Origin of the sequence: Photobacterium malacitanum (genome assembly GCF_900185615.1) — a bacterium.
GTDB lineage: Bacteria > Pseudomonadota > Gammaproteobacteria > Enterobacterales > Vibrionaceae > Photobacterium > Photobacterium malacitanum.
Map to the genome: position 1 here is coordinate 55173 of NZ_FYAK01000003.1, position 22403 is coordinate 77575.

The 22403-nt window shown below is 37.6% G+C and carries 20 protein-coding genes; 18 read left to right on the forward strand and 2 right to left on the reverse strand.

The window, feature by feature from the left end:
- Positions 1-375: 375 nt before the first annotated feature.
- Positions 376-684 carry a PTS fructose transporter subunit IIB gene (locus PMAL9190_RS09660; RefSeq protein WP_060997371.1) on the forward strand — a complete coding sequence of 103 codons (309 nt, stop codon included), beginning with the start codon at positions 376-378 and terminating at the stop codon, positions 682-684.
- 45 nt (positions 685-729) lie between these two features.
- Entirely contained in the window at positions 730-1476 is a 747-nt protein-coding gene (locus PMAL9190_RS09665; RefSeq protein ID WP_235004339.1) for a PTS sugar transporter subunit IIA, read from the forward strand.
- 14 nt (positions 1477-1490) lie between these two features.
- Here PMAL9190_RS09665 and PMAL9190_RS09670 read toward each other — a convergent pair whose 3' ends face one another.
- Positions 1491-2336: a helix-turn-helix transcriptional regulator gene (locus tag PMAL9190_RS09670; protein WP_065176362.1), complete on the reverse strand. Its 846-nt coding sequence runs from the start codon at positions 2334-2336 to the stop codon at positions 1491-1493.
- Positions 2337-2502: 166 nt separating this feature from the next.
- Here PMAL9190_RS09670 and manA point away from each other — a divergent pair, with 166 nt between their 5' ends.
- The 3 genes from manA to aroC all read left to right on the forward strand — a co-directional run bounded on the left by manA (position 2503) and on the right by aroC (position 9286).
- Positions 2503-3702 (forward strand): mannose-6-phosphate isomerase, class I, encoded by a 1200-nt coding sequence (manA, locus tag PMAL9190_RS09675; protein WP_087845011.1) that lies wholly within the window; start codon positions 2503-2505, stop codon positions 3700-3702.
- Between the two features lie 2003 nt (positions 3703-5705).
- Positions 5706-7607 carry a PTS fructose transporter subunit IIABC gene (locus tag PMAL9190_RS09695; protein WP_087845015.1) on the forward strand — a complete coding sequence of 634 codons (1902 nt, stop codon included), beginning with the start codon at positions 5706-5708 and terminating at the stop codon, positions 7605-7607.
- 593 nt (positions 7608-8200) lie between these two features.
- Positions 8201-9286 carry a chorismate synthase gene (gene aroC, locus PMAL9190_RS09700; protein WP_087845016.1) on the forward strand — a complete coding sequence of 362 codons (1086 nt, stop codon included), beginning with the start codon at positions 8201-8203 and terminating at the stop codon, positions 9284-9286.
- A 552-nt stretch (positions 9287-9838) separates the two neighbouring features.
- Here aroC and PMAL9190_RS09705 read toward each other — a convergent pair.
- Positions 9839-10456 carry a trimeric intracellular cation channel family protein gene (locus PMAL9190_RS09705; protein ID WP_087845017.1) on the reverse strand — a complete coding sequence of 206 codons (618 nt, stop codon included), beginning with the start codon at positions 10454-10456 and terminating at the stop codon, positions 9839-9841.
- A gap of 249 nt (positions 10457-10705) precedes the next feature.
- Between PMAL9190_RS09705 and PMAL9190_RS09710 the strand changes: the two genes are divergently transcribed.
- The 13 genes from PMAL9190_RS09710 to PMAL9190_RS09770 all read left to right on the forward strand — a co-directional run bounded on the left by PMAL9190_RS09710 (position 10706) and on the right by PMAL9190_RS09770 (position 22402).
- Positions 10706-11257 (forward strand): elongation factor P hydroxylase, encoded by a 552-nt coding sequence (locus PMAL9190_RS09710; RefSeq protein WP_087845277.1) that lies wholly within the window; start codon positions 10706-10708, stop codon positions 11255-11257.
- Between the two features lie 15 nt (positions 11258-11272).
- Positions 11273-11530, forward strand: a complete 258-nt coding sequence (locus PMAL9190_RS09715; RefSeq protein ID WP_087845018.1) for a YfcL family protein — start codon at positions 11273-11275, stop codon at positions 11528-11530.
- Positions 11531-11646: 116 nt separating this feature from the next.
- On the forward strand, positions 11647-12546 hold the full coding sequence (locus tag PMAL9190_RS09720; RefSeq protein WP_087845019.1) for a Wzz/FepE/Etk N-terminal domain-containing protein: 900 nt from the start codon (positions 11647-11649) through the stop codon (positions 12544-12546).
- Positions 12547-13605 carry a dTDP-glucose 4,6-dehydratase gene (rffG, locus tag PMAL9190_RS09725; RefSeq protein ID WP_087845020.1) on the forward strand — a complete coding sequence of 353 codons (1059 nt, stop codon included), beginning with the start codon at positions 12547-12549 and terminating at the stop codon, positions 13603-13605.
- Between the two features lie 75 nt (positions 13606-13680).
- Positions 13681-14553 carry a glucose-1-phosphate thymidylyltransferase RfbA gene (rfbA, locus tag PMAL9190_RS09730; RefSeq protein WP_087845021.1) on the forward strand — a complete coding sequence of 291 codons (873 nt, stop codon included), beginning with the start codon at positions 13681-13683 and terminating at the stop codon, positions 14551-14553.
- Between the two features lie 14 nt (positions 14554-14567).
- A complete protein-coding gene (rfbD, locus tag PMAL9190_RS09735; protein WP_087845022.1) occupies positions 14568-15458 on the forward strand; it encodes a dTDP-4-dehydrorhamnose reductase in 891 nt (296 codons plus the stop codon).
- A 20-nt stretch (positions 15459-15478) separates the two neighbouring features.
- A complete protein-coding gene (rfbC, locus tag PMAL9190_RS09740) occupies positions 15479-16021 on the forward strand; it encodes a dTDP-4-dehydrorhamnose 3,5-epimerase (protein ID WP_087845023.1) in 543 nt (180 codons plus the stop codon).
- A 2-nt stretch (positions 16022-16023) separates the two neighbouring features.
- Complete coding sequence (locus tag PMAL9190_RS09745; protein WP_087845024.1) at positions 16024-17250, forward strand: flippase; 1227 nt, start codon at positions 16024-16026, stop codon at positions 17248-17250.
- A 68-nt stretch (positions 17251-17318) separates the two neighbouring features.
- A complete protein-coding gene (locus PMAL9190_RS09750) occupies positions 17319-18425 on the forward strand; it encodes an O-antigen polymerase (RefSeq protein WP_159458385.1) in 1107 nt (368 codons plus the stop codon).
- Positions 18418-19335 carry a glycosyltransferase family 2 protein gene (locus PMAL9190_RS09755; RefSeq protein WP_087845026.1) on the forward strand — a complete coding sequence of 306 codons (918 nt, stop codon included), beginning with the start codon at positions 18418-18420 and terminating at the stop codon, positions 19333-19335. Before PMAL9190_RS09750 ends, PMAL9190_RS09755 begins: the two co-directional genes overlap by 8 nt.
- Before the next feature lie 6 nt (positions 19336-19341).
- On the forward strand, positions 19342-20199 hold the full coding sequence (locus PMAL9190_RS09760; protein WP_087845027.1) for a glycosyltransferase family 2 protein: 858 nt from the start codon (positions 19342-19344) through the stop codon (positions 20197-20199).
- A complete protein-coding gene (locus tag PMAL9190_RS09765; protein WP_087845028.1) occupies positions 20199-21284 on the forward strand; it encodes a glycosyltransferase in 1086 nt (361 codons plus the stop codon). Before PMAL9190_RS09760 ends, PMAL9190_RS09765 begins: the two co-directional genes overlap by 1 nt.
- Positions 21281-22402, forward strand: coding sequence for a glycosyltransferase family 4 protein (locus PMAL9190_RS09770; RefSeq protein ID WP_087845029.1), 1122 nt, complete (start codon positions 21281-21283; stop codon positions 22400-22402). The genes PMAL9190_RS09765 and PMAL9190_RS09770 overlap by 4 nt, the downstream gene beginning before the upstream one ends.
- Position 22403 lies beyond the last annotated feature (1 nt).

Genomic DNA, 22403 nt, shown 5'->3' on the forward strand with positions numbered 1-22403 from the left:
TACAGTGAATGCCAAACCAACCCCCGTCATTCCCTACAGTGAGGTTACGAACGAGATAGGGAATCTACTCACCGCGCGTTGTAGCGTTATTGTGATGGGTTATTTTTCAGTCACTCGAAACTCGTTACTGTTTTTACTCGCCCCTTATTTCCACTGGCTTCTTTTAAGCTCAATCACGCGTTGAGTAGATCACGGATATTGGGCTGAGTCTCGCTACTAACAGTCTCGCCACTCGCCACTGCTCTTTCCTCGCCCCTTTTTCTCCTCGCTACTCGCCTTTCTTTCCCTCGCTCATATCTTATTTATTATGCTATTCTGCACAGTTAGTTACCTCACTTGGGTAACACTATATTTAACAATATTCAGGGATTAAAAATGAAAATTGTCGCGGTAACAGCCTGTCCAACGGGTATCGCACACACCTATATGGCAGCGGATGTTCTTAATAAAACCGCCCATCAAATGGGAATTAAGATCCAAGTTGAAACTCAAGGTGCAATGGGGATTGAAAACTTTTTAACCGCCAAAGATATTGCCCACGCTGATATAGTATTAATTGCTTCTGATATTGAAGTCGAACAACGGACGCGTTTTACTGGTAGCCGGATTCATTGTGTGACAATAGAAGAAGTCTTGGTGGATGCAACTGCAGTGATTGAGCGTTGTCAGCAATTGTGCCAATAATCGCAGAATAAACGTGTTGGGCTAAGCCACAGTTCTAAAGGAATTATGATGTTAGAAAGACGGATCACATTCTATTGTGGTGAGGCAGGGCTGCCATCTTACCAGCTTAATCAACTCAAGAAATTGACCTCGTATTTTCAAGTACAGGTTGAGCTATTTAATGTGCGCCAATTAACCCGCGCGCCGCTATCTCAGCCGCTTAAAATACTAGCGTTAGCAAATAAACCGCATGCATTATGCCAATTGATCATCAAAGGTCATGATGCTGAGTTAGCAAACTTGGTACTGACTGATTTTATTGCTCAATACGCACTATCATTGGCACAATTCTCACCCCCAGAGCCGTTTAAGCTTAATTTCCCTGTTACCAGTATTGGTGTAGGTGTTGGTGATAAAGCCGATACCATTGCGCAGTTAAGTCAAATGCTGGTGGCGCAGCAAGCTATCACTTCTGAACAACAGCCAGCGTTACAACAAGCATTATTAGATCGAGAAACCATTTCGGCTACTGTAATGGGGCCTCAAATAGCATTGCCACATGTCATGCACGAGAGCATCAGACAGCCTGCGATGGCGATAGTGTGCCATCAACAGTCCATCGATTGGGGATCATCTCGTGGAAATATCAACCGTGCAATCGCGATGATACTACCTAAGCCACCACCAAAAGCGGTGATCATGGCCTTTGCACAGTTTTCAAAGTGTTTATTAAATGATGATTATTGTCTGGCGTTAAGCTTAGCCCAGCAGCCGCAAGATCTAAAAGCATTAGTGATTGAAGCGTTAAGGTAATATCAAGCTAATCGTTAGACAACAATTCTGTATTCAGACGGTGTGCGACCGGTTTTATTTTTAAATACGCGACAAAAGTAATTCACATCCACAAAACCACATCGCGTTGCCACTTCGGTTAGTCGAAATGGATATTGACGCAGCATGAATTTAGCGCGTTCAATCCGTACCCAACAAATATAGTCGGCTAAGCGCATGTGTCCTTGTTGACGAAATAAACGTGATAAGTGGTTAGGAGTAATATTAAACCGATTGGCAATGGTATCGCGGCTAATGGCGCGGTGAAAATTTTCCTGAATATAAATACAAATCCCTTGATAGAGATCTTCGGTACGATTTTTTGATTGATGCAACGGTACATGAAGCATATTTTGAGTGTAGCTCAGCAATGCTTGCAGTAAATGTTCATCCATAGGCTGCTGTTGTGGCTCGCTGGCAAGCATATTCAGCGCGGTTAAAATCGAATCGATGGCATGGCCAGTCCATGCCTGAATTGAGTGTTTTTGAACATCATAAAACTTTGGGCTATCTTTGGTTTTACTGACCAAACTAAAGCCCAATTGACGCTTACCAAACAATAAACTCAATACTGAACATTCGGTATTCCAGCTTGGTTGGTTCCAGCTATTTGGTGGAATATAAATCGCATCACCGCCCATTAAACTAATTTGGCAAATACCATTATCACCATCATCAAGCTGGTTAACATATTCCCCTTTAAGTACTAACTCTAAACGTGGAAAATTAACTTGATAGCTAAACTGAGGCGGTTGAGTTTTTCCGCCTGCGAACCAAATTCGATTAAAGCTTTCCCGTTCAGTTAATACTGAGTCAATTAAATTAAAGAAAACATTGTCCATAGTATTCACTTTATATTTGGGGTGATGGTAACAAGATTATTATTTTGTGCTGAATAAACCATTTAAGTTTTGTTATAGTGCTGTCAGTTAGCGTATGACATCAATAATAATGTGGTTGATACCATACCATCAATATCGTGAGCAATAATAACAATAGGACCTGACAATGACCGACTCTACCCGCACTGTCTTTTTTAAGATGGATAACGTGATCCAAGATTATGCTTGGGGCAGTGTAACATCAATTGAGCAACTGTTTGCTATTCCAAACCCAGACCAAAAACCACAAGCTGAAATGTGGATGGGCGCGCATGCGAATGGTTGTTCGGTGATCACGGTTAATGGTGAAGCAGTACGCTTAGCTGATTTTATTGCGACCGATCCCGATGCCATTATTGGTGCTGAAACTCAGGCTAAGTTTGCTGAATTGCCATACTTGTTTAAAGTGTTAGCGGCAGAGAATGCATTATCAGTGCAAGTGCACCCAAGTAAGCAGCAAGCTGAAATCGGTTACGCAAAAGAAGAAAAGATCGGTATTGCCCGTAATGCAGCTAACCGTAACTACAAAGATCCTAACCATAAACCTGAGCTGGTATTTGCACTAACGCCTTATCAAGCAATGAATGGTTTCCGTCAAGTTGCTGAGATCGTAGCTTTATTCCAAGCACTTAATCTTGAAGTGATTAACGATCTGGTTGCAACATTAGCAGCGAATCAAACAGAAGCGGGCTTAGGTGACTTCTTTGCTGCAATGTTATCACTTGAAGGTGAGAAAAAAGATGCAGCAGTGCAAGGATTACTTGCTTACTGCGATGCGAATCAAGACCAGCCATTGTGTCGCTTATTATTAGAGTTAGCGATCCAATACCCAGGTGATATCGGCTTATTTGCACCATTAATGCTAAATGTATTAACGTTGCAACCGGGTGAAGCAATGTTCCTAAGTGCGTGTACACCACATGCTTACATTAAAGGTACAGGCTTAGAAATCATGGCTAACTCAGATAACGTGCTACGCGCAGGTTTGACGCCTAAATTTATGGATGTGCCAGAGTTGGTGGCAAACACTGAGTTTACTAGCATGGCTGTTGATCAGTTACTGTTAGCACCAACCGTTGCTGGTGGCGGTTTAGATTATATTGTGCCTGTGCCTGATTTTAAATTCAGTGTGTATAAGCAAGTGGATGATCTTGAGTTACAAAATACCAGTGCTGAAATCTTATTTGCGATTGATGCGCCATTGACTGTAACGCATCACAATGGCGATACATTAACGCTTGAAAAAGGCCAGTCAGTGTTTATTCCAGCTTATGCGAAGGCATATACCGCTAAGTGTGCTGGTATGTTTGCGCGGGCGTATAATTAAGTTGCGAGTATATTCGTAGCGAGTTTTCGAGTTCTAAAGATTTCGAGTTTCGAGATTAAGCGATGGGTGCAAGCCTGTCGCTTTTTTGTACCTATTCCGTCATTCCTTATAGTGAATGTCAAACCCCCCCGTCATTCCCTACAGTGAATGCCAAACCAACCCCTCCGTCATTCCCTACAGTGAGGTTACGAACGAGATAGGGAATCTACTTACCACGCGCTGTAGCGTTATTGTGATTGGTTATGTTTCTGTAACTCGCCACTGCTTTTACTCGCCTCTCGAAACCTCGCCCCTCGAAACCTTATTTCCACTGGCTTCTTTGGGGCTCAAGCGCGCATTGAGTAGATCACGGATAGCTTCGTGCCTCACCTTCCGAGATGACGGATATTGGGCTGAGTGAATGCCAAACCCCTCCGTCATTCCCTACAGTGAGGTTACGAACGAGATAGGGAATCTACTATCCGCGCGCTGTAGCGTTATTGTGATTGGTTATGTTTCAGTAACTCGAAACTCGCCACTGCTTTTCCTCGTCTCTCGAAACCTCGCCCCTCGAAACCTTATTTCCACTGGCTTCTTTGAGGCTCAAACACGTGTTGAATAGATCACGGATAGTTTCGTGCCTCAACTTCCGAGATGACGGATATTGGGCTAAGTCATTCTCGTCACTAATGATCTCGCGACTGTTCTTACTCATCACTAACATCTCGACACTCGCCATCTTTAGCTCTTACTCGAAAACTCGTTACTGCTTTTACTCGCCCCTCACCCCCGTCATTCCCTACAGTGAATGCCCGCGAGGGCGATAGGGAATCTACTCACCACGCGCTGTAGCGTTATTGTGATTGGTTATGTTTCAGTAACTCGAAACTCGCCACTGCTTTTCCTCGTCTCTCGAAACCTCGCCCCTCGAAACCTTATTTCCACTGGCTTCTTTGTGGCTCAAACACGTGTTGAATAGATCACGGATAGTTTCGTACCTCAACTTCCGAGATGACGGATATTGGGCTAAGTCATTCTCGTCACTAATGATCTCGCGACTGTTCTTACTCATCACTAACATCTCGACACTCGCCATCTTTATCTCTTTCTCGAAAACTCGGGACTGCTTTTCCTCGCCCCTCACCCCCGTCATTCCCTACAGTGAGGTTACGAACGAGATAGGGAATCTACTCACCACGCGTTGTAGCGTTATTGTGATTGGTTATGTTTCAGTAACTCGAAACTCGCCACTGCTTTTCCTCGTCTCTCGAAACCTCGCCCCTCGAAACCTTATTTCCACTGGCTTCTTTGTGGCTCAAGCGCGCATTGAGTAGATCACGGATAGCTTCGTGCCTCACCTTCCGAGATGACGGATATTGGGCTAAGTCATTCTCTTCACTAATGATCTCGCGACTGCTCTTACTCATCACTAACATCTCGACACTCGCCATCTTTATCTCTTTCTCGAAAACTCGGGACTGCTTTTACTCGTCACTAATGATCTCGCCACTGCTTTTCCTCGTATCTCGAAAACTCGCCCCTCGAAACCTTATTTCCACTGGCTTCTTTGTGGCTCAAGCGCGCATTGAGTAGATCACGGATAGCTTCGTGCCTCACCTTCCGAGATGACGGATATTGGGCTAAGTCATTCTCTTCACTAATGATCTCGCCTCTCGAAACCTCGCCCGTTCTGTGATCTTCCGCACTAAAAAATCGAAATTCCAGCCAATAAAAAGCCTTATTTAGATAGTTTATGAAATTATTTTATGATGGGTTTTATATATTTAACAATAATGATTTGTATTTAAGTGATTGAATTGTTTTAATAAAAATATCGATTCAACTTGTTTTATATACAGTGAAAAATATGAGTTATAGCTCACACTGATGATTCAATGTTACAAATTTCCAGTTAAAGCCTGTTTTGTACTCTACTTTATTGACCGCAAACATTCGACAATACTCCTATGCTGATGGCCGATGCGATGTCATCGAACCCATAAATAAATCATCGGGGATAAAACATGATTACCACTCTCATCAATGAGCAGTTGATTAACCTCAACCTCAAAGCAACCACCAAAGATGAAGTGTTTGCTGAAATGGCAGAGATTTTAGTTCAACAAGGTCGCGTTGCGGACAAAACGCAATTTTTAGCAGATATTCAAGCTCGTGAAGAACTTGGCAATACTGGATTTGAAGAGGGTATTGCTATTCCTCATGCTAAAAGTGCGGCAGTGATTAAGCCTGCAGTGGCCATTGGTGTCAGCCAAAGTGGTATTGAATACGGTGCTGAAGACGGCTTACCATCAAAACTATTTTTCATGATTGCTTCTCCTGATGGTGGTGATAATCATCATATTGAAGTATTAGCTGAATTATCTTCGAAGCTGATTGAAGATGGTTTTGTTGATGCTTTTTTAGCGGCTAAAACACCTGCAGATGCTTTAGCTTTATTACTGGCAGAGAAGCAAGAGACAGTTACCCAGCCACAAGATAAAGGCTTATTAATTGGTGTTACTGGCTGTCCAGCGGGTGTTGCTCATACTTACCTCGCCGCAGAAGCGTTAGAAAAAGCCGCTGCTGAATTAGGCTATGAAATTAAAGTTGAAACTAACGGCTCTATCGGTGTTAAAAACTCACCAACCGCAGAAGAAATCGCGCGTGCTGAAGCCATTGTGGTTAGCTGTGACAAACAAGTCGACATGGCACGTTTTGCAGGTAAAAAATTAATTAAAACTGGCGTTAAAGCACCGATCAAAGACGGCAAGGGTGTTATTCAACAAGCGTTAGTTGCTAAACCGTTTGATGCTAATGGCGATGGTTTAGAAGACGGCGAAAGTAAAGTTTCTAAAGCTCGCTCAGATCTATACTGCTTCTTGATGAACGGTGTATCACACATGATCCCGTTTGTAGTGACAGGCGGTTTGTTAATTGCACTGGCATTAGCGATTGGTGGACAGCCAACGGATGCCGGAATGCAAATCCCACCAGGCAGCATGTGGCAAAAAGTGCTTGATGTTGGTGTGGTTGCCTTTACGTTAATGATCCCTGTACTTGCCGGTTATATAGCGTATGCGATTGGTGATCGTCCTGCATTAGCACCGGGTTTCATTGGCGGCTGGATTGCAAATAATGGCTCATTTTATGGTGCAGACGCAGGTACTGGTTTTATCGGTGCCATCATTGCAGGTCTATTAGTCGGTTACTTTGTGCGTTGGGTAGCAACACGTAATTACCACAAGTTATTACAACCATTAGTACCGATTCTTATTGCGCCGATCACGGGTACATTATTCATTGCTGGTGCGTTTATCTTTATCATTGGTGCGCCGATTGCTGGCCTTATGCACACTATGAACACTGTACTAACTGAAATGAGTACAGGTAACGTTATTCTACTGGGTATTGTGCTTGGTGGTATGGCAGGCTTTGATATGGGTGGTCCATTTAACAAAGTGGCGTTCTTGTTCTCTGTCGGCATGATTGCTAATGGTCAAACGCAGTTTATGGGTGCAATGGCATGTGCGATCCCTGTCGCGCCATTAGGTATGGGTTTAGCAACTGTGATTGGCCGTAAACTTAATATCTTTGAGCAATCAGAAATTGAAGCGGGTAAAGCTGCAGGTGCGATGGGCTTAGTTGGTATCTCTGAAGGTGCGATTCCTTTTGCAGCGCAAGATCCAATCTCGGTTATTCCAGCTAACGTATTAGGCAGCATGGTTGCGGCAGTAATGGCGTTCTCATTTGGTATCACTAACAGCGTTGCTCACGGTGGTCCTGTAGTGGCATTACTGGGTGCAATGAACAAACCATTACTTGCTCTGCTATGTATGGCAACCGGTATGGTGGTAACAGCACTGGTTGCGGTATCACTGAAGAAATTCCGTAAAGCAAAAGCGGATAAAGAGTTAGCGGTAGCGTAGAGGTTTCGAGAGGTAAGATTTCGAGTATCGAGATTAATAGATTCCGAGAGTCCGAGATTAAGCGATGGGTGTAAGCCTGTCGCTTTTTTTGTAGGTAAGGGAAGAGCAGGGACGAGTTTTGGAGATTTCGAGTATATTTGTAGCGAGTTTCGAGTTCGCGATAATGGATCTCGTTACTGCTTTTCCTCGCCCCTTTATTTCCACTGGCTTCTTTAAGGCTCAAGCACCAACCCCCGTCATTCCCTACAGTGAGGTTACGAACGAGATAGGGAATCTACTATCCACGCGTTGTAGAGTTATAGTGGTTGTATTATAGAGTTTCACTGGCTTCTTTAAGGCTCAAGCACGCATTGAGTAGATCACGGATAGTTTCGTACCTCAACTTCCGAGATGACGGATAATAGGCTGAGTCATTCTCGAAACTCGTCACTAATAATCTCGCCACTCGCCTCTGCTTTTCCTCACCCCTCGAAACTCGCTCTTAAAACCTCGCCCTTACTTTATTCCTTGCTTTTCAAATCACATCTTTGCAGTATGTATTGATTACCATAATTAAAAATGCATGTAAGCATAGATTTATTACAGGGGAAGTCATGGCTGGAAATACCATAGGGCAATTGTTTCGTGTAACGACTTTTGGCGAAAGTCATGGAGTCGCATTAGGGTGTATTATTGACGGTTGTCCACCTGGATTAGCACTCACCGAAGCCGACATGCAACACGATCTCGATCGTCGTCGACCTGGCACTTCAAAATATACTACTCAACGTCGTGAAGCAGACGAAGTTAAGATTTTATCGGGTGTGTTTGAAGGCCAAACCACTGGCACATCGATTGGATTGTTGATTGAAAATACCGATCAGCGCTCAAAAGATTACTCTAATATTGAGAATTTATTCCGTCCGGGTCACGCCGATTACACTTACCATCAAAAGTATGGCGTACGTGATTACCGTGGCGGTGGTCGTTCATCTGCACGTGAAACAGCAATGCGTGTTGCAGCAGGTGCGGTTGCAAAGAAATACCTTAAACAAGTGCATGGCATAGAAGTATGCGCTTACTTATCTCAAATGGGTAATGTAAAAATCGATAAGGTTGATTGGCAGCAAATCGAACAAAATGCCTTTTTCTGTCCAGATGTCGATAAAGTCGATGCCTTTGATGAACTGATCCGTAACCTTAAAAAAGACGGAGATTCGATTGGTGCCAAAATTACCGTGGTTGCTCGTCATGTGCCTGTTGGTTTAGGTGAGCCAGTATTTGATCGTTTAGATGCTGATATTGCCCATTCTTTAATGAGTATTAACGCGGTTAAAGGGGTTGAAATCGGTGATGGTTTTGATGTGGTTGAACAACGTGGCAGTGAGCACCGTGATGCAATGACATTACAAGGTTTTAAAACTAACCATGCTGGTGGCATTCTTGGTGGGATTTCATCAGGACAAGATATTATTGCCCATATTGCTTTAAAACCAACCTCAAGTATCAGCGTACCGGGTGAAACAATCACTAAGCAAGGTGAATCAGCAGAAGTCATCACCAAAGGCCGTCATGATCCATGTGTCGGTATTCGCGCAGTGCCCATTGCTGAAGCGATGTTAGCGATCACTCTGATGGATCACTTGTTGCGTCACCGTGGTCAAAATGCCGATGTAGTAACAACAACGCCGAAGATATAGAGGCGAGGAAATCGGTTTCGAGGTTACGAGTGTAGTAATCTCGAGGAAATCGGTTTCGAGGTTACGAGTGTATTAGTCACGAGGAAATCGGTTTCGAGATTGCGAGTGTAGTAGTCACGAGGAAATCGGTTTCGAGATTGCGAGTGTAGTAATCACGAGGACATCGGTTTTGAGATAGCGAGTGTAGTAGTCACGAGGAAATCGGTTTTGAGGTTACGAGTGTAGTAGTCACGAGGAAATAAGTTTTGAGATAGCGAGTGTAGTAGTCACGAGGAAATCGGTTTCGAGATAGCGAGTGTAGTCGTCACGAGGACATCGGTTTTGAGATTACGAGTGTAGTAGTCACGAGGAAATCGGTTTCGAGATAGCGAGTGTAGTAGTCACGAGGAAATCGGTTTCGAGATAGCGAGTGTATTAGTCACGAGGAAATCGGTTTTGAGATAGCGAGTGTAGTAGTAACTCGCCACTCGCCACTCTCTACTCTCTAGTCTCTAGTCTCTAGTCTCTAGTCTCTACTCGCCACTCGCCACTCGCCTTTCCTCGTTTCTGCTTTTAAGCTTTTGCTTCTTCGAACTTAAATACTGGCAAGCTCCAACTGAAGAATACAGCAGCCATACGAAGGCTAAAACCAACGGCTAAGGTGACTAAAGTCGTAATATCAGCTGGAATAGAAAAGTGCAGCATAGTGATATACATAATCCCCGCCAGAAATGAAACAGAAGCATAAAGCTCTTTATGCAAAACCATTGGCTTACGACGAGTGATCATATCGCGTAACAAGCCACCAAAGACCCCCGTTACTACAGCTGCTACCACACAAATAATCGGTGATAACCCCATCGTAATTGCGACTTGGCAACCAATAATACTAAATACAATTAAACCAATGGCATCAAGAATAATAAAAATTTTGTGAAAGCGTACTACCCATTTACCCAGAACAGTCGTTAGTAAGCCCGCAACACAAGTGATCACTAAATAGTGTGGATGGGCAACCCAACCGAGTGGATAGTGGCCTAACAAAATATCACGCACCGTACCGCCGCCAATGGCAGTTGCACTTGCGACTAGCATCACGCCAAACCAATCCATATGACGTTTACCTGCCGCTAATGCGCCTGTCATGGCTTCAGCAGTAATTCCGATAATGTATAAAATTGAAAGCAGCATGATAAATGTGACACCTAAAATGAAATGCTGGAATTGGAGTATTGTATTAGTGACGTATCTCAACTTCTAATGAAAAGAATTAAATTTGGTATGAACTGAGCTAATGTAAAAATAAAATTAATAGTAACAATATAAATAATGACTAGAACGCATAAATTAGCACGAGTATTCGCGATAAGGCAGGAAAGCCTATATACTTCGTGGGTTAAATTACTATGACCTACCAATGAATATTAAATGAAAAAAGAAATAAAACATGACTATAACGATCTTATTTACTTGTTTAATAAGATCTTTTTAGAGCGCTTAAATACTGAACTATTATTAGGTGGCGATGAGCCTATTTATTTGCCAGCCTCTGAAGAACGCCCGCATCATCAAATTGTATTTGCACGTGGTTATTATGCATCAGCAATGCATGAATTAGGTCATTGGTGTATCGCTGGCGAAGCACGACGACTATTAGAAGATTATGGTTATTGGTATCAGCCTGATGGCCGTAGTGCTGAAGTACAAGCAGAATTTGAAGTGGTTGAGATTAAACCGCAAGCGATAGAGTGGATTTTATCAGCAAGTTGTGGTTTTAAGTATCAAGTAAGCTGTGATAATTTGAGCGGTAACTGTGAGCCTGATAGGGTAGGTTTCACGTTAAAAGTACGTGAACAAGTTATTCACTATTTAACACATGGCATTCCAGAGCGTGCCAAAATGTTATCGAATGCGTTTCGTGATTTTTATGGCATAGAACCACTCACTGAAGCTGATTTTCCAAAGCCGATTCCATTAACTGATTACGCTTAAGAGCAAGGATAGAAGATGATCCACGATTACGAACAAAAGCTACTACAGCTTATTGATGACAATATTGACAGCGCAACGGATGATGAACTGTTTGCTGGTGGCTATTTACGTGGGCATATCTCACTTGCGGCTGCTGATTGTGAGTTGCAAGGCATTACTGATATTGCGCAGATGAAGCAAAAAGTAAAACAAAGCTTGTTGGACGCAAAAAGCGAATTAAGTCCAAGTGATTGGCAATTAGTTCAGCAATACAGTGATAAATTAATGGCGTAATTACATGCTATAGCATGGCGTTATGAGTAAGTTTAAAAATTAGAATGAATGCTTTGTGGGTGTATAGCATATCCCAAGGGCGGTAGCGTGTTTCTAAAATAGAATGAGAAACTAATATGGATCTATCACAAGATCAAGCTGATGAAGTTAGTTGTGATCAGATGTGTAAAGTGTTGTGGCAAGGGAAGTCTTGGATAATTGTTAGCATTTGTCTTTTTGCATTAGTTGGGGCTTATTATAGTTTATCAATTAATCCATTGTGGGAAGTTTCTGGAACTGTCTCTTATGTCGATAATTCAAACATTATTTATGGTAGAGAAAAGAGTAATCAAAATTTAGTTAATTACTATAAAGGATTAGATGAGAGTAAAAAAAATAAAGCTGTTGAAAGAATTATTTCAAACAAGGTTTTATTAAAAAAATTCTTTTCTGCATTTGAGTCTTTCGAAAACAAAAAGAAATTCATATTATCAAGTGGAATAATAAAACAATACAGTAAAAATATAAAATCTAAAATAGATGATGAATTTATTAACCTAATTGCTAGTAATATTACCATCTCAAAAAGTGGGAATAACATATATATATTGAATGTTATAACTGAAAACTCTAAAGATAGTGTTGATATTTTAAAATCATATATTAGCTATGTTGAAAATAAAATAACTAAAGAAAGTTTTTCTAAATTAAATTTTTCGATAATTAAACATAAATTTTTCCTCAGCAAAAATATGATTTTTTCAAATGAAAAACCAAAAAGTTTTGAATTGTTTGTTAATAATATTATTAAAATTAATACTGATATAAAAATCACAAAAAAAATAGATTACATACCATTTAAAATAGAAAAAATAAATTTTAATGAAAAGCTAGAAAAACCAATAAAAGTTTTAATGTCAAAAAAATTATTCATATGGTCTTTATTTTTGATTTTTGGATTAATGCTTGGTGTTTGTTGCGTTCTTGTTAGAGATATATTTAACCAAAAAAAACAACTATCAATAAGAGGTTTTTAAATGAAAATTCTTGTTACAGGTGGAGCTGGCTTTATTGGCTCGGCCGTGATTCGTCATATTATAAATAATACTCAAGATAGTGTTGTTAATGTAGATAAATTAACTTATGCGGGAAACTTAGAATCATTAGTTGAAATTGAAAACAATGACCGTTATGTCTTTGAGCAGGTAGACATTTGTGATCGCGCTGAGTTAGATCGCGTATTTGCTCAATATCAACCTGACGCAGTAATGCACTTAGCTGCTGAAAGTCATGTTGATCGTTCAATCGATGGCCCTGCGGCATTTATTGAAACGAATATTATTGGTACTTATACAATTTTAGAAGCAACACGTGCTTATTGGAATCAATTAGATGACAGTTGTAAGTTAGCATTCCGTTTCCATCATATTTCAACTGATGAAGTATATGGTGATTTAGAAGGTACTGATGATTTATTCACAGAAACAACATCTTATGAACCATCAAGCCCTTATTCAGCTTCTAAAGCCTCAAGCGATCATTTAGTTCGTGCATGGCTTCGTACTTACGGTTTACCGACCATTGTAACCAACTGCTCAAATAATTACGGACCTTACCATTTTCCTGAAAAACTCATTCCGTTAATGATTTTAAATGCCTTAGATGGTAAAGCATTACCTGTTTATGGTGATGGCATGCAAATTCGTGATTGGTTATATGTGGAAGATCATGCCTCTGCACTGTATACCGTAGTGACTAAAGGCGAAATTGGTGAAACCTACAATATCGGTGGTCACAATGAAAAAGCCAATATTGAAGTAGTGAAAACGATTTGTTCATTGCTTGAAGAATTAGTGCCTAATAAACCTGATGGTGTTATCCAATACCAAGATTTGATCACTTATGTGACTGACCGTCCTGGTCATGATGTACGTTATGCTATTGATGCCTCAAAAATTGCTCGTGAACTTGGCTGGAAACCAGCTGAAACCTTTGAGTCAGGTATTCGTAAAACAGTTGAATGGTATTTGGCTAATCAAAAATGGTGGAGTCGAGTATTAGATGGCTCATATAACCGTGAGCGTTTGGGTAATTAATTTAGCATTCATTTTCAATCTATCTTAGGTTAGCTCTTCTCTAACCTAAGAGATTATTAATCTCGGACTCTATTTATGAAAGGCATTATTTTAGCGGGTGGCTCAGGTACACGTCTGTACCCTATTACACGTGGTGTATCTAAACAATTATTACCAATTTACGACAAACCAATGATTTTTTACCCGTTATCGACATTAATGTTAGCGGGTATTAAAGATATTCTTATTATTACAACACCTGAAGATAATGACAGTTTTCGTCGTCTACTCGGTGATGGTCGTGACTTTGGTATTAACCTTGAATACGCTATTCAGCCTTCTCCTGATGGCCTAGCACAAGCATTTATTATTGGTGAAGAATTTATTGGTAATGACAGTGTTTGTTTAGTGCTTGGCGATAATATTTTTTACGGTCAATCGTTTGGACAACAACTTAGTCATGCTAAAGAATTGACTTCTCAAGGGGTTGCAACAGTATTTGGTTATCAAGTTAAAGATCCTGAGCGATTCGGAGTCGTTGAATTTGATAATAATATGAAAGCTATTTCTATTGAAGAAAAGCCACAACAACCAAAATCAAATTATGCGGTAACAGGATTATATTTTTACGATAATCGTGTCGTTGAAATGGCAAAAAAAGTTAAACCATCACATCGCGGTGAGCTTGAAATAACTACATTAAATGAAATGTACTTAAATAACGGTTCATTAAATGTTGAGTTATTAGGACGTGGGTTTGCATGGCTTGATACAGGCACTCATGAAAGTTTGCATCAAGCATCTTCATTTGTCGAAACAATACAAAATATTCAAGGTTTAAAAGTTGCCTGCCTTGAAGAGATCGCTTGGCGTAATGGTTGGTTAACATCGCAGCAAGTAAAAGAATTAGCTTTACCAATGATGAAAAATGAATATGGCCAGTATTTAACACGCTTAATTAAAGATTGATAAGAGACGTAATAATGAAAGTATTAATTACAGGCTGTAATGGACAGGTGGGTAGTTGCTTAGTTAACTTATTGCAGGAACATCAAAATGTTGAAATATGTGCAGTTGATCGCGCTGAACTTGATATTACTCAGCAAGCTGCAGTAAGTCGCTACGTGGCTTCTTTTAAACCGAATGTCATCATTAATGCGGCTGCACATACTGCGGTTGATAAAGCAGAGCAAGAAATTGAACTTTCATACGCAATTAATCGTGATGGTCCTAAGTACCTTGCAATGGCCGCTAATGATATTGGTGCGCTGATGTTGCACATATCTACAGATTATGTATTTGATGGCAAAAAAGATTCTACTTATGTAGAGACTGATTTAGTCAACCCTCAAAGCATTTATGGTATTACTAAGCTAGCAGGTGAAGAAGCTGTAGTTGAAGCCTGCCCTAGACATATTATTTTACGAACAGCGTGGGTATTTAGTGAACATGGCAATAATTTTGTAAAAACCATGCTTCGACTGGCTCAGCAAAAAGATGCATTAGGAATAGTGAATGATCAATTTGGTGGTCCGACTTATGCTGGTGATATTGCGGCCGCATTAATTGAAATAGCACAAAAAATCACGGATTCAGATAATTTATTTGATAGTGATAACTATGGAATTTATCATTTTTCAGGGTTACCTCATGTAAGTTGGTGTGAGTTTGCACAAGAAATTTTTAATAAAGCCGTTGAACAAGGATTATTAATTAAATCACCTGAAGTTAAAGGTATTAAAACTGAAGAATACCCAACGCCAGCTAAGCGCCCTGCAAATTCAACTTTAAATACCGATAAAATAACAACAGTATTTAATATTCCAGCAAGTAATTGGCAGTTAGCATTAGATCATTTAGTTGATTATGTTTAAGACTAAATTAGAGAAGAATAATGAAAGTTATAGATACTAGTATTCCTGATGTAAAAATTATTGAACCTACTGTTTTTGGTGATGAACGTGGTTTCTTTATGGAAACTTGGAATCAAAAGAAATTTGAAGACTTAGTCACGGGTAATCCTACGACATTTGTACAGGATAATCATTCAAAGTCTAAAAAAGGCATTTTACGTGGATTACATTATCAAACCGAGAATACTCAAGGTAAATTAGTTCGTGTTGTTTCAGGCGAAGTATTTGATGTAGCGGTTGATATTCGTAAAGATTCAGCGACATTTGGTCAATGGGTTGGAGTTTATCTTTCAGCTGAAAATAAGCGCCAACTTTGGATTCCTAAAGGCTTTGCCCATGGTTTTTATGTAACTAGTGATGAAGCAGAGTTCGTTTATAAGTGTACAGATTACTATAATCCATCAGCCGAAATTTCAATTGCTTGGAATGATTCTAATATTAAGGTTGATTGGCCTTTGTCAAATCCTCCAGTATTATCAGAAAAAGACGCTAATGCCCTAGAACTTATAATGCTGGATTATTAACAATGTATAAGAATACACTTTTTAACATTATAGGTATGTTGATTCCAGGACTAATATCTATACCAGCGATGGCATATTTAGCGCGAGGGCTAAATGTTGAATTGTTTGGTATTCTTATGTTGTCATTTTCAATTCTAGGATATAGTGGATTATTTGATGCGGGTATAACAAGGGCCGTTATTCGAAAAATTGCGACACAAGATGAATTAGATTTTGATAAGAAAATAATGGGAACAGCATTAGTTTCAGTATTTTTCATATCAATTATTGCAGCTTTTGGCATTTATGTAGGTTCAAGTAGTATAACAAGCTTACTAAATGTAAGTTCAAATGAAGTAGTTGAAGTTACATCATCAATAAAATGCTTAAGTATTATTATACCTTTCTTCCTTGTTGGCACTGTTGCTTTTGCATATTTAGAGGGTAAACAAAAATTTCTTGAATTGAATAAATATAAAATATTTACAGGAACAATTATTTCATTATTTCCTGTCGTTGCAGTATTTATTCATAATAGCTTGTTTTCTGCTATAGTTGGCTTATTAATAGCTCGAGTATTAGTTTCTATTGTTGCTTTTTATTCCTGTTATAAGTATTTAGGAAAAAGTTTCTTATGCTTTAAGTGGCATATATTTTATGAGTTAATAACATTTGGAGGATGGATTACTCTATCAAATATTATCAGTCCTTTAATGGTATATGCTGATAGGTTTATTTTATCAAATATAATGGGAGCGGAGAAAGTAGCTTTCTTTGCAGCACCAACAGATTTAATACAAAAAATTAGTATTATTCCTGGAGCACTAGCTAAAACAATTTTTCCATATTTTAGTAAAAACTCAGATGATAGTAAAAAAATGGCAAGGCAAGCATATATTAGCTTAAGTATAGTGTTATTTGCTATATTAGTGCCATTATTCGTTTTCTCAAAAGAAATATTGTCATTTTGGCTTGGTAGTGAATATGGTATTAATTCAACAGTCGTTTTGAAAGTTTTGATTGTTGGATTTTTCTTTAATGCACTTGCGCAAATACCATTTTCAAGAATTCAAGCTTTAGGGAATTCAAAACTTACTGCATACATACATATGGCAGAAATAATTCCTTTCTTTATAATTTTATTTGTTTTAGTTCATTCATTTGGATTTGTTGGAGCAGCTATAGCTTGGAGTGCTCGAGTTATCCTTGATTTTATAGTTCTTGAATATTTTTCTAGGAAGATGCATTAATTATGAATTACTCAATATATGCTACGTGCATTATTACGTTTTTTTGTATTATTGCTTATTATAGAAGGATGTCTCTATTTTCACCGCTTGTAATTAATTGTATCTGTTGGTATGTCACATTTATACCAGGCATGCTATTTGGGAATAAATATTATCCGATAAAAATGGATATATTTGGGGCTTGGTTAATTTGGTTTTTTCTAACTAATATTCTTTTTATAATATTGGAACCTAAGAAAAAACAACTATATTTATTAATTTCTAAAAAAAGAGAAATTAATTTCCCTTATCAATATGGTATCTTTTTTTTATGCGTTATATTGAGTTATAAAATTTGGATGGTTGGCTCGACAGGACCTGAAAACTTTTTTCTTAACTTAAGATTGGCGAATATTGGGCTAGATGGGTTTGGTTCTCTGGGCGTTATTACTCGATTTTACCCATTAGTTTTTGTTTTATTTACATTTGAAAACTTTAATAAAAATCCTAAAAATAAAATTAAAATAATATCACTATGGTGTTGGATGGCATTGTTTGCAGTAGGGACCATGGGCAAGTTTTCGATACTAACACCTTTTTTAGTATGGGTAATTTGTAAAAGTTTACGTAATGAGATATCAATATTTAAAATATTTAGAATATTATTCTTAATTCTTTTAATAATGGTATTTATACAGTGGATTAGAGCTGGCAATAGCAGTGAGACGATTGGTTTTTTAAAAATGTTATCTATTTATACATATTCACCATTTGTGGGGTTGAATTATATAAATCCAGACGTTTTAGCTCCGATTGGTTCACATACATTTAGATTTTTTTATGCGATTGGACATACTTTAGGATTGAATTCAGCACCTGTAGAGCTTATATCTGAATATGTTAAAGTTCCTATTTTAACTAATGTATATACTGTCTTATATCCATTTTATATCGATTTCGGTATCATTGGTGTTAGCTGCTTTGCAATAGTATATGGATTGTTGTTTGGTTTGCTATATAGAGGTTCTATCCATCACAATTCATTTTTTCTTACATTGTATATAATATTTACACCTTACTTATATACCCAATTTATTGTTGAAGGTATGTTTTCTGTTCTTTCAAGTAATATTCAATTTACACTTTGTTTATTATTTGTGTTTTTTATATCTAGACAGGTTAAAAAAAATGATTGATATATTAATGGCAACCTATAATGGTTCAAATTATATTAGAAACCAGTTGTTATCATTGCAGCAACAAACTGAAAAGAATTGGACTTTATATATAAGAGATGATGGTTCAACAGATGATACTATTGAAATAATTAATGACTTTTCTAGTAAAGACAGTCGCATTAAAGTGGTTACTGATTCATTAGGTAATCTTGGGCCAGGAAAAACATTTTTAGAACTTACAAATTATTCAACATCTGATTATGTTATATTTTGTGATCAAGATGACATTTGGTTTGAGAAAAAAATAGAAAATCTTTTAGCGTTTGCTAATAATAAGTTATCAGATGATAAGCCTGGTTTAGTTTATTGTGATGGGTATGGTTACAATAGTGAAAAAGGCGTTATATCGTTAAATAGTATATCAAGAGCTCACGCTAAAAATTTAAATGAATTTTTATTTTTTAATGCTGGTTATCAAGGTTGCTCAATGTTTTTTAATCGAAAACTTTGCCAGCTAGCTCAGAGCTATAATACTGATTTCTATATGCATGATGATATTGTTTCTTTATTAGCTCATACATTTGGTGATGTCTATTTTTTAGATGAAGCATTAATGCTATATCGTCAACACTCTAATAATGTAACAGGTAATATTCAATTTGGTTTTCTTGGTTTTGTTAAGAGAGCTTTGAATTTTGGTGGCTATGTAATATCAAAGAAACATTATGAAGAGAAGAAATCTTTCTTTGATTTTTACAAAGATCAATTAAATACTTCTCAAGTAGAGATCTTTAATGCTTATTTTGATTTCCCTAATCAGACACTAACGACACGGATTAGATCAATTTTTAAGCATAATTTATCAGAGGGTGGTAATCAGATTAAATTGTTGTCAAAAACAATTTTACGTCATCCATTAGAAAAGTAAAATATTATGTTAATTTCAGTTGTAACACCAACCTATAATAGAGCACATCTACTTGAAAGATTAATTAAATCATTAAAAAATCAAACGCAATTCAATTTTGAATGGATAGTTATTGATGATGGAAGCGTTGATAATACAAAGGAAGTTATTAGTGAATTAACCACAGAATCAAAATTCACTATAAAATATGTATATCAGGAAAATCAAGGTAAACATGTAGCATTAAATGTTGGTTTTTCAGAAGCTAAAGGCGATTATCTAATTATATTAGATAGTGATGATATATTAGCTAATAATGCAATTGAAATAATTGAAAGACAGTTTAATTTGGCTAAAGATATCGATATTATTAGTTTCTGTAATAAAACTCTTGATAATAAAGATGTTGGAAATATGCTTCATGGTTTTATTTGTTCTCAATTAGAATATAGTTATAAATATAAGGGAACAGGTGATAGAACAGAAGTATTTAGCAAAAAAGTTTATGATAACTATCGTTTCCCTGTTTTCTCTGGTGAAAAATTTTGCCCAGAAGCATTGGTTTGGAATCGAATGGCACTTAAGCATAAGACTAAATATGTTAAAGATGTTATTTATTTCTGTGAATATCAAGTTGATGGTTTGTCGTCAAAAATTATTGAAATTAGAGCAAAGTCACCAAATGCGACATTACTTTATTATCGCGAACTTTTAAATAATCCAATACCAAAACTGGAGAAAATTAAAGCTTGCATTAATTATTGGCGATTTGTGTGTCATTCAAACAAGCCTCTAGTTAAAAAAACGCTTGGTGAAATTACATTTTATGACTTTATATCAGTACCTTTTGGGGTGCTTTATTTTTTAAAAGATAAATATTTATAATGAAAATATTATATATGACCACTGGCCTTGGCCTTGGTGGTGCAGAAACTCAGGTTTGTAACTTATGCGACCAATTTGTTGAATTAGGTCACGATGTTTCACTTGCATATTTATTGGAACCGCAAGTTATTAAACCACGAAGTGATCAAGTATCTATTTATCCATTAGGTTTAACACGCTCCCCTCTTAGTTTATTTGGTACTTTTTATCGACTAGTTAAATTAATTAAAAAGTTACAACCTGATGTAATTCATACACATATGGTGCATGCAAACTTAATTGCACGTATTGCCTCTATTTTTGCAAAAACTCCAGTGCTTATTTCAACAGCACATAATGCAAATGAAGGGGGTAAATTACGTATGTTAGCGTATAGGTTAACTAATCCTTTAGCCAACATGACGACAAACGTAAGTCAAAAAGCAGTAGAAGCTTTTATTGAACAGGGGGCAGCAACAGCAAATACCATTGATATGGTGCCTAATGGTATTAATACTGATCAATTCTCGTCAAATAAACAGCTACAAGTCCAGGTAAAAGAAACATTTGGTGTAATGGAAAATGAGCGCATGGTCCTTGCCGTTGGTCGTAATGATCCCGCTAAAGACTATACCAACTTGTTAGAAGCAATTGCATTACTTCCTCAAGATAATATGGCAAAGTTTTTTGTTGTTGGACTTAATGTTGAAGATCTTGCACCATTAGCTAAAGAATTAGGTATTAGTGATCGAGTATCATTTTTAGGTTTACGGCGTGATATTTCAGATCTTATGGCTGCAGCAGACATCTTCATTATGTCTTCTGCATGGGAAGGTTTACCCATTGTTATAGGCGAAGCTATGGCAAGTGAATGTGCAGTTATTACTACTGATGCAGGAGGTGCAGCTCAGTGGTTACCTAATCGTGATTATATTGTGCCAATTAAAAATGCATCAGCTTTAAGTCAGGGATTAAATCAATTAATTCATTTATCAGAAACAGAGCTAGATAATATTGGTCGCCAAAATCGTGATTATATTATTGAACATTTTAGTTTAAAGTCTGTTACTCAAACATGGCTTAATATTTATAATAAATTCTTATGAAAATACTCCAAGTTACCACTGTTGCAACAACATTAAATGCATTTCTATTACCTTATGCAAAAGCATTTAAAGCTTTAGGGTGGCAGGTTGATGCTGCAGCTGAAGGTGTAAATGATTTTCCTGGTGTTATTGCTGCACATGATAATGTTTATAATATTGATTTTTGTCGTAACCCTCTAAAAATAAAACAGTTACTTGCATCTGTTGTTCAAATTCGTCGTTTAATTAAGCGCAATGGTTATGATGTTGTACATGTGCATACACCAATAGCTGCATTTTTAACACGTTTAGCGACGGTTGGTTTAACAAAGACTAAAATTTTTTATACGGCACATGGCTTTCATTATATAAATACAAATACCAAAGTTAAGAATTTTATTTTTTATTTAGCAGAAAAAATAGCTTCGTTTAAAACAGACTATCTGTTTGTTATAAATAATGAGGACTACAAGTTTGCGATTGATAAAAAAATAGCGCCAAAAGATAAGGTCACCAAAATATATGGTATTGGTGTTGATGAAAGTTTATATCAGTTTAATGCCGATATGCGAATTCAAAAACGACACCAGCTTAATGTTGAAAATGAATTTGTTATTTTGCAAATAGCTGAACTAAATCATAATAAGAATCAGCAACAAGTGTTACGTGCATTAGCAAAAATAAAGCAACAACAACTTGGTGAATTTAAATATATATTGGCAGGCGTTGGGCCAGAGTTACAGCAATTAGAGTTGTTGACTAAACAATTGAATCTGACTGATGATGTTCAGTTTCTTGGGTTTCGGAATGATGTGCAAGACTTAATATCAGCAGCTGACGTCGTATGCCTATCATCTCAACGGGAAGGCTTGCCACGTTGTATTATGGAAGCAATGTGTGCAGAGCGTCCAATCATAGCAAGTAATATTCGTGGTTGTAATGATTTATTATCATCAGGATGTGGTGAGTTGGTTCAATATAATGATACTGAGGCTTGGGTTGAAGGTTTTACAACGCTGATTAAAAAACCAGAATTACGCTTAACAATGGGGCGTAAAGGGTTACAAGAAATCAAAAAAAATTATACAGAAAAAGATGTCGTTAGTTCGGTTATCGATATCTATCAAAGGTATGTTTAGT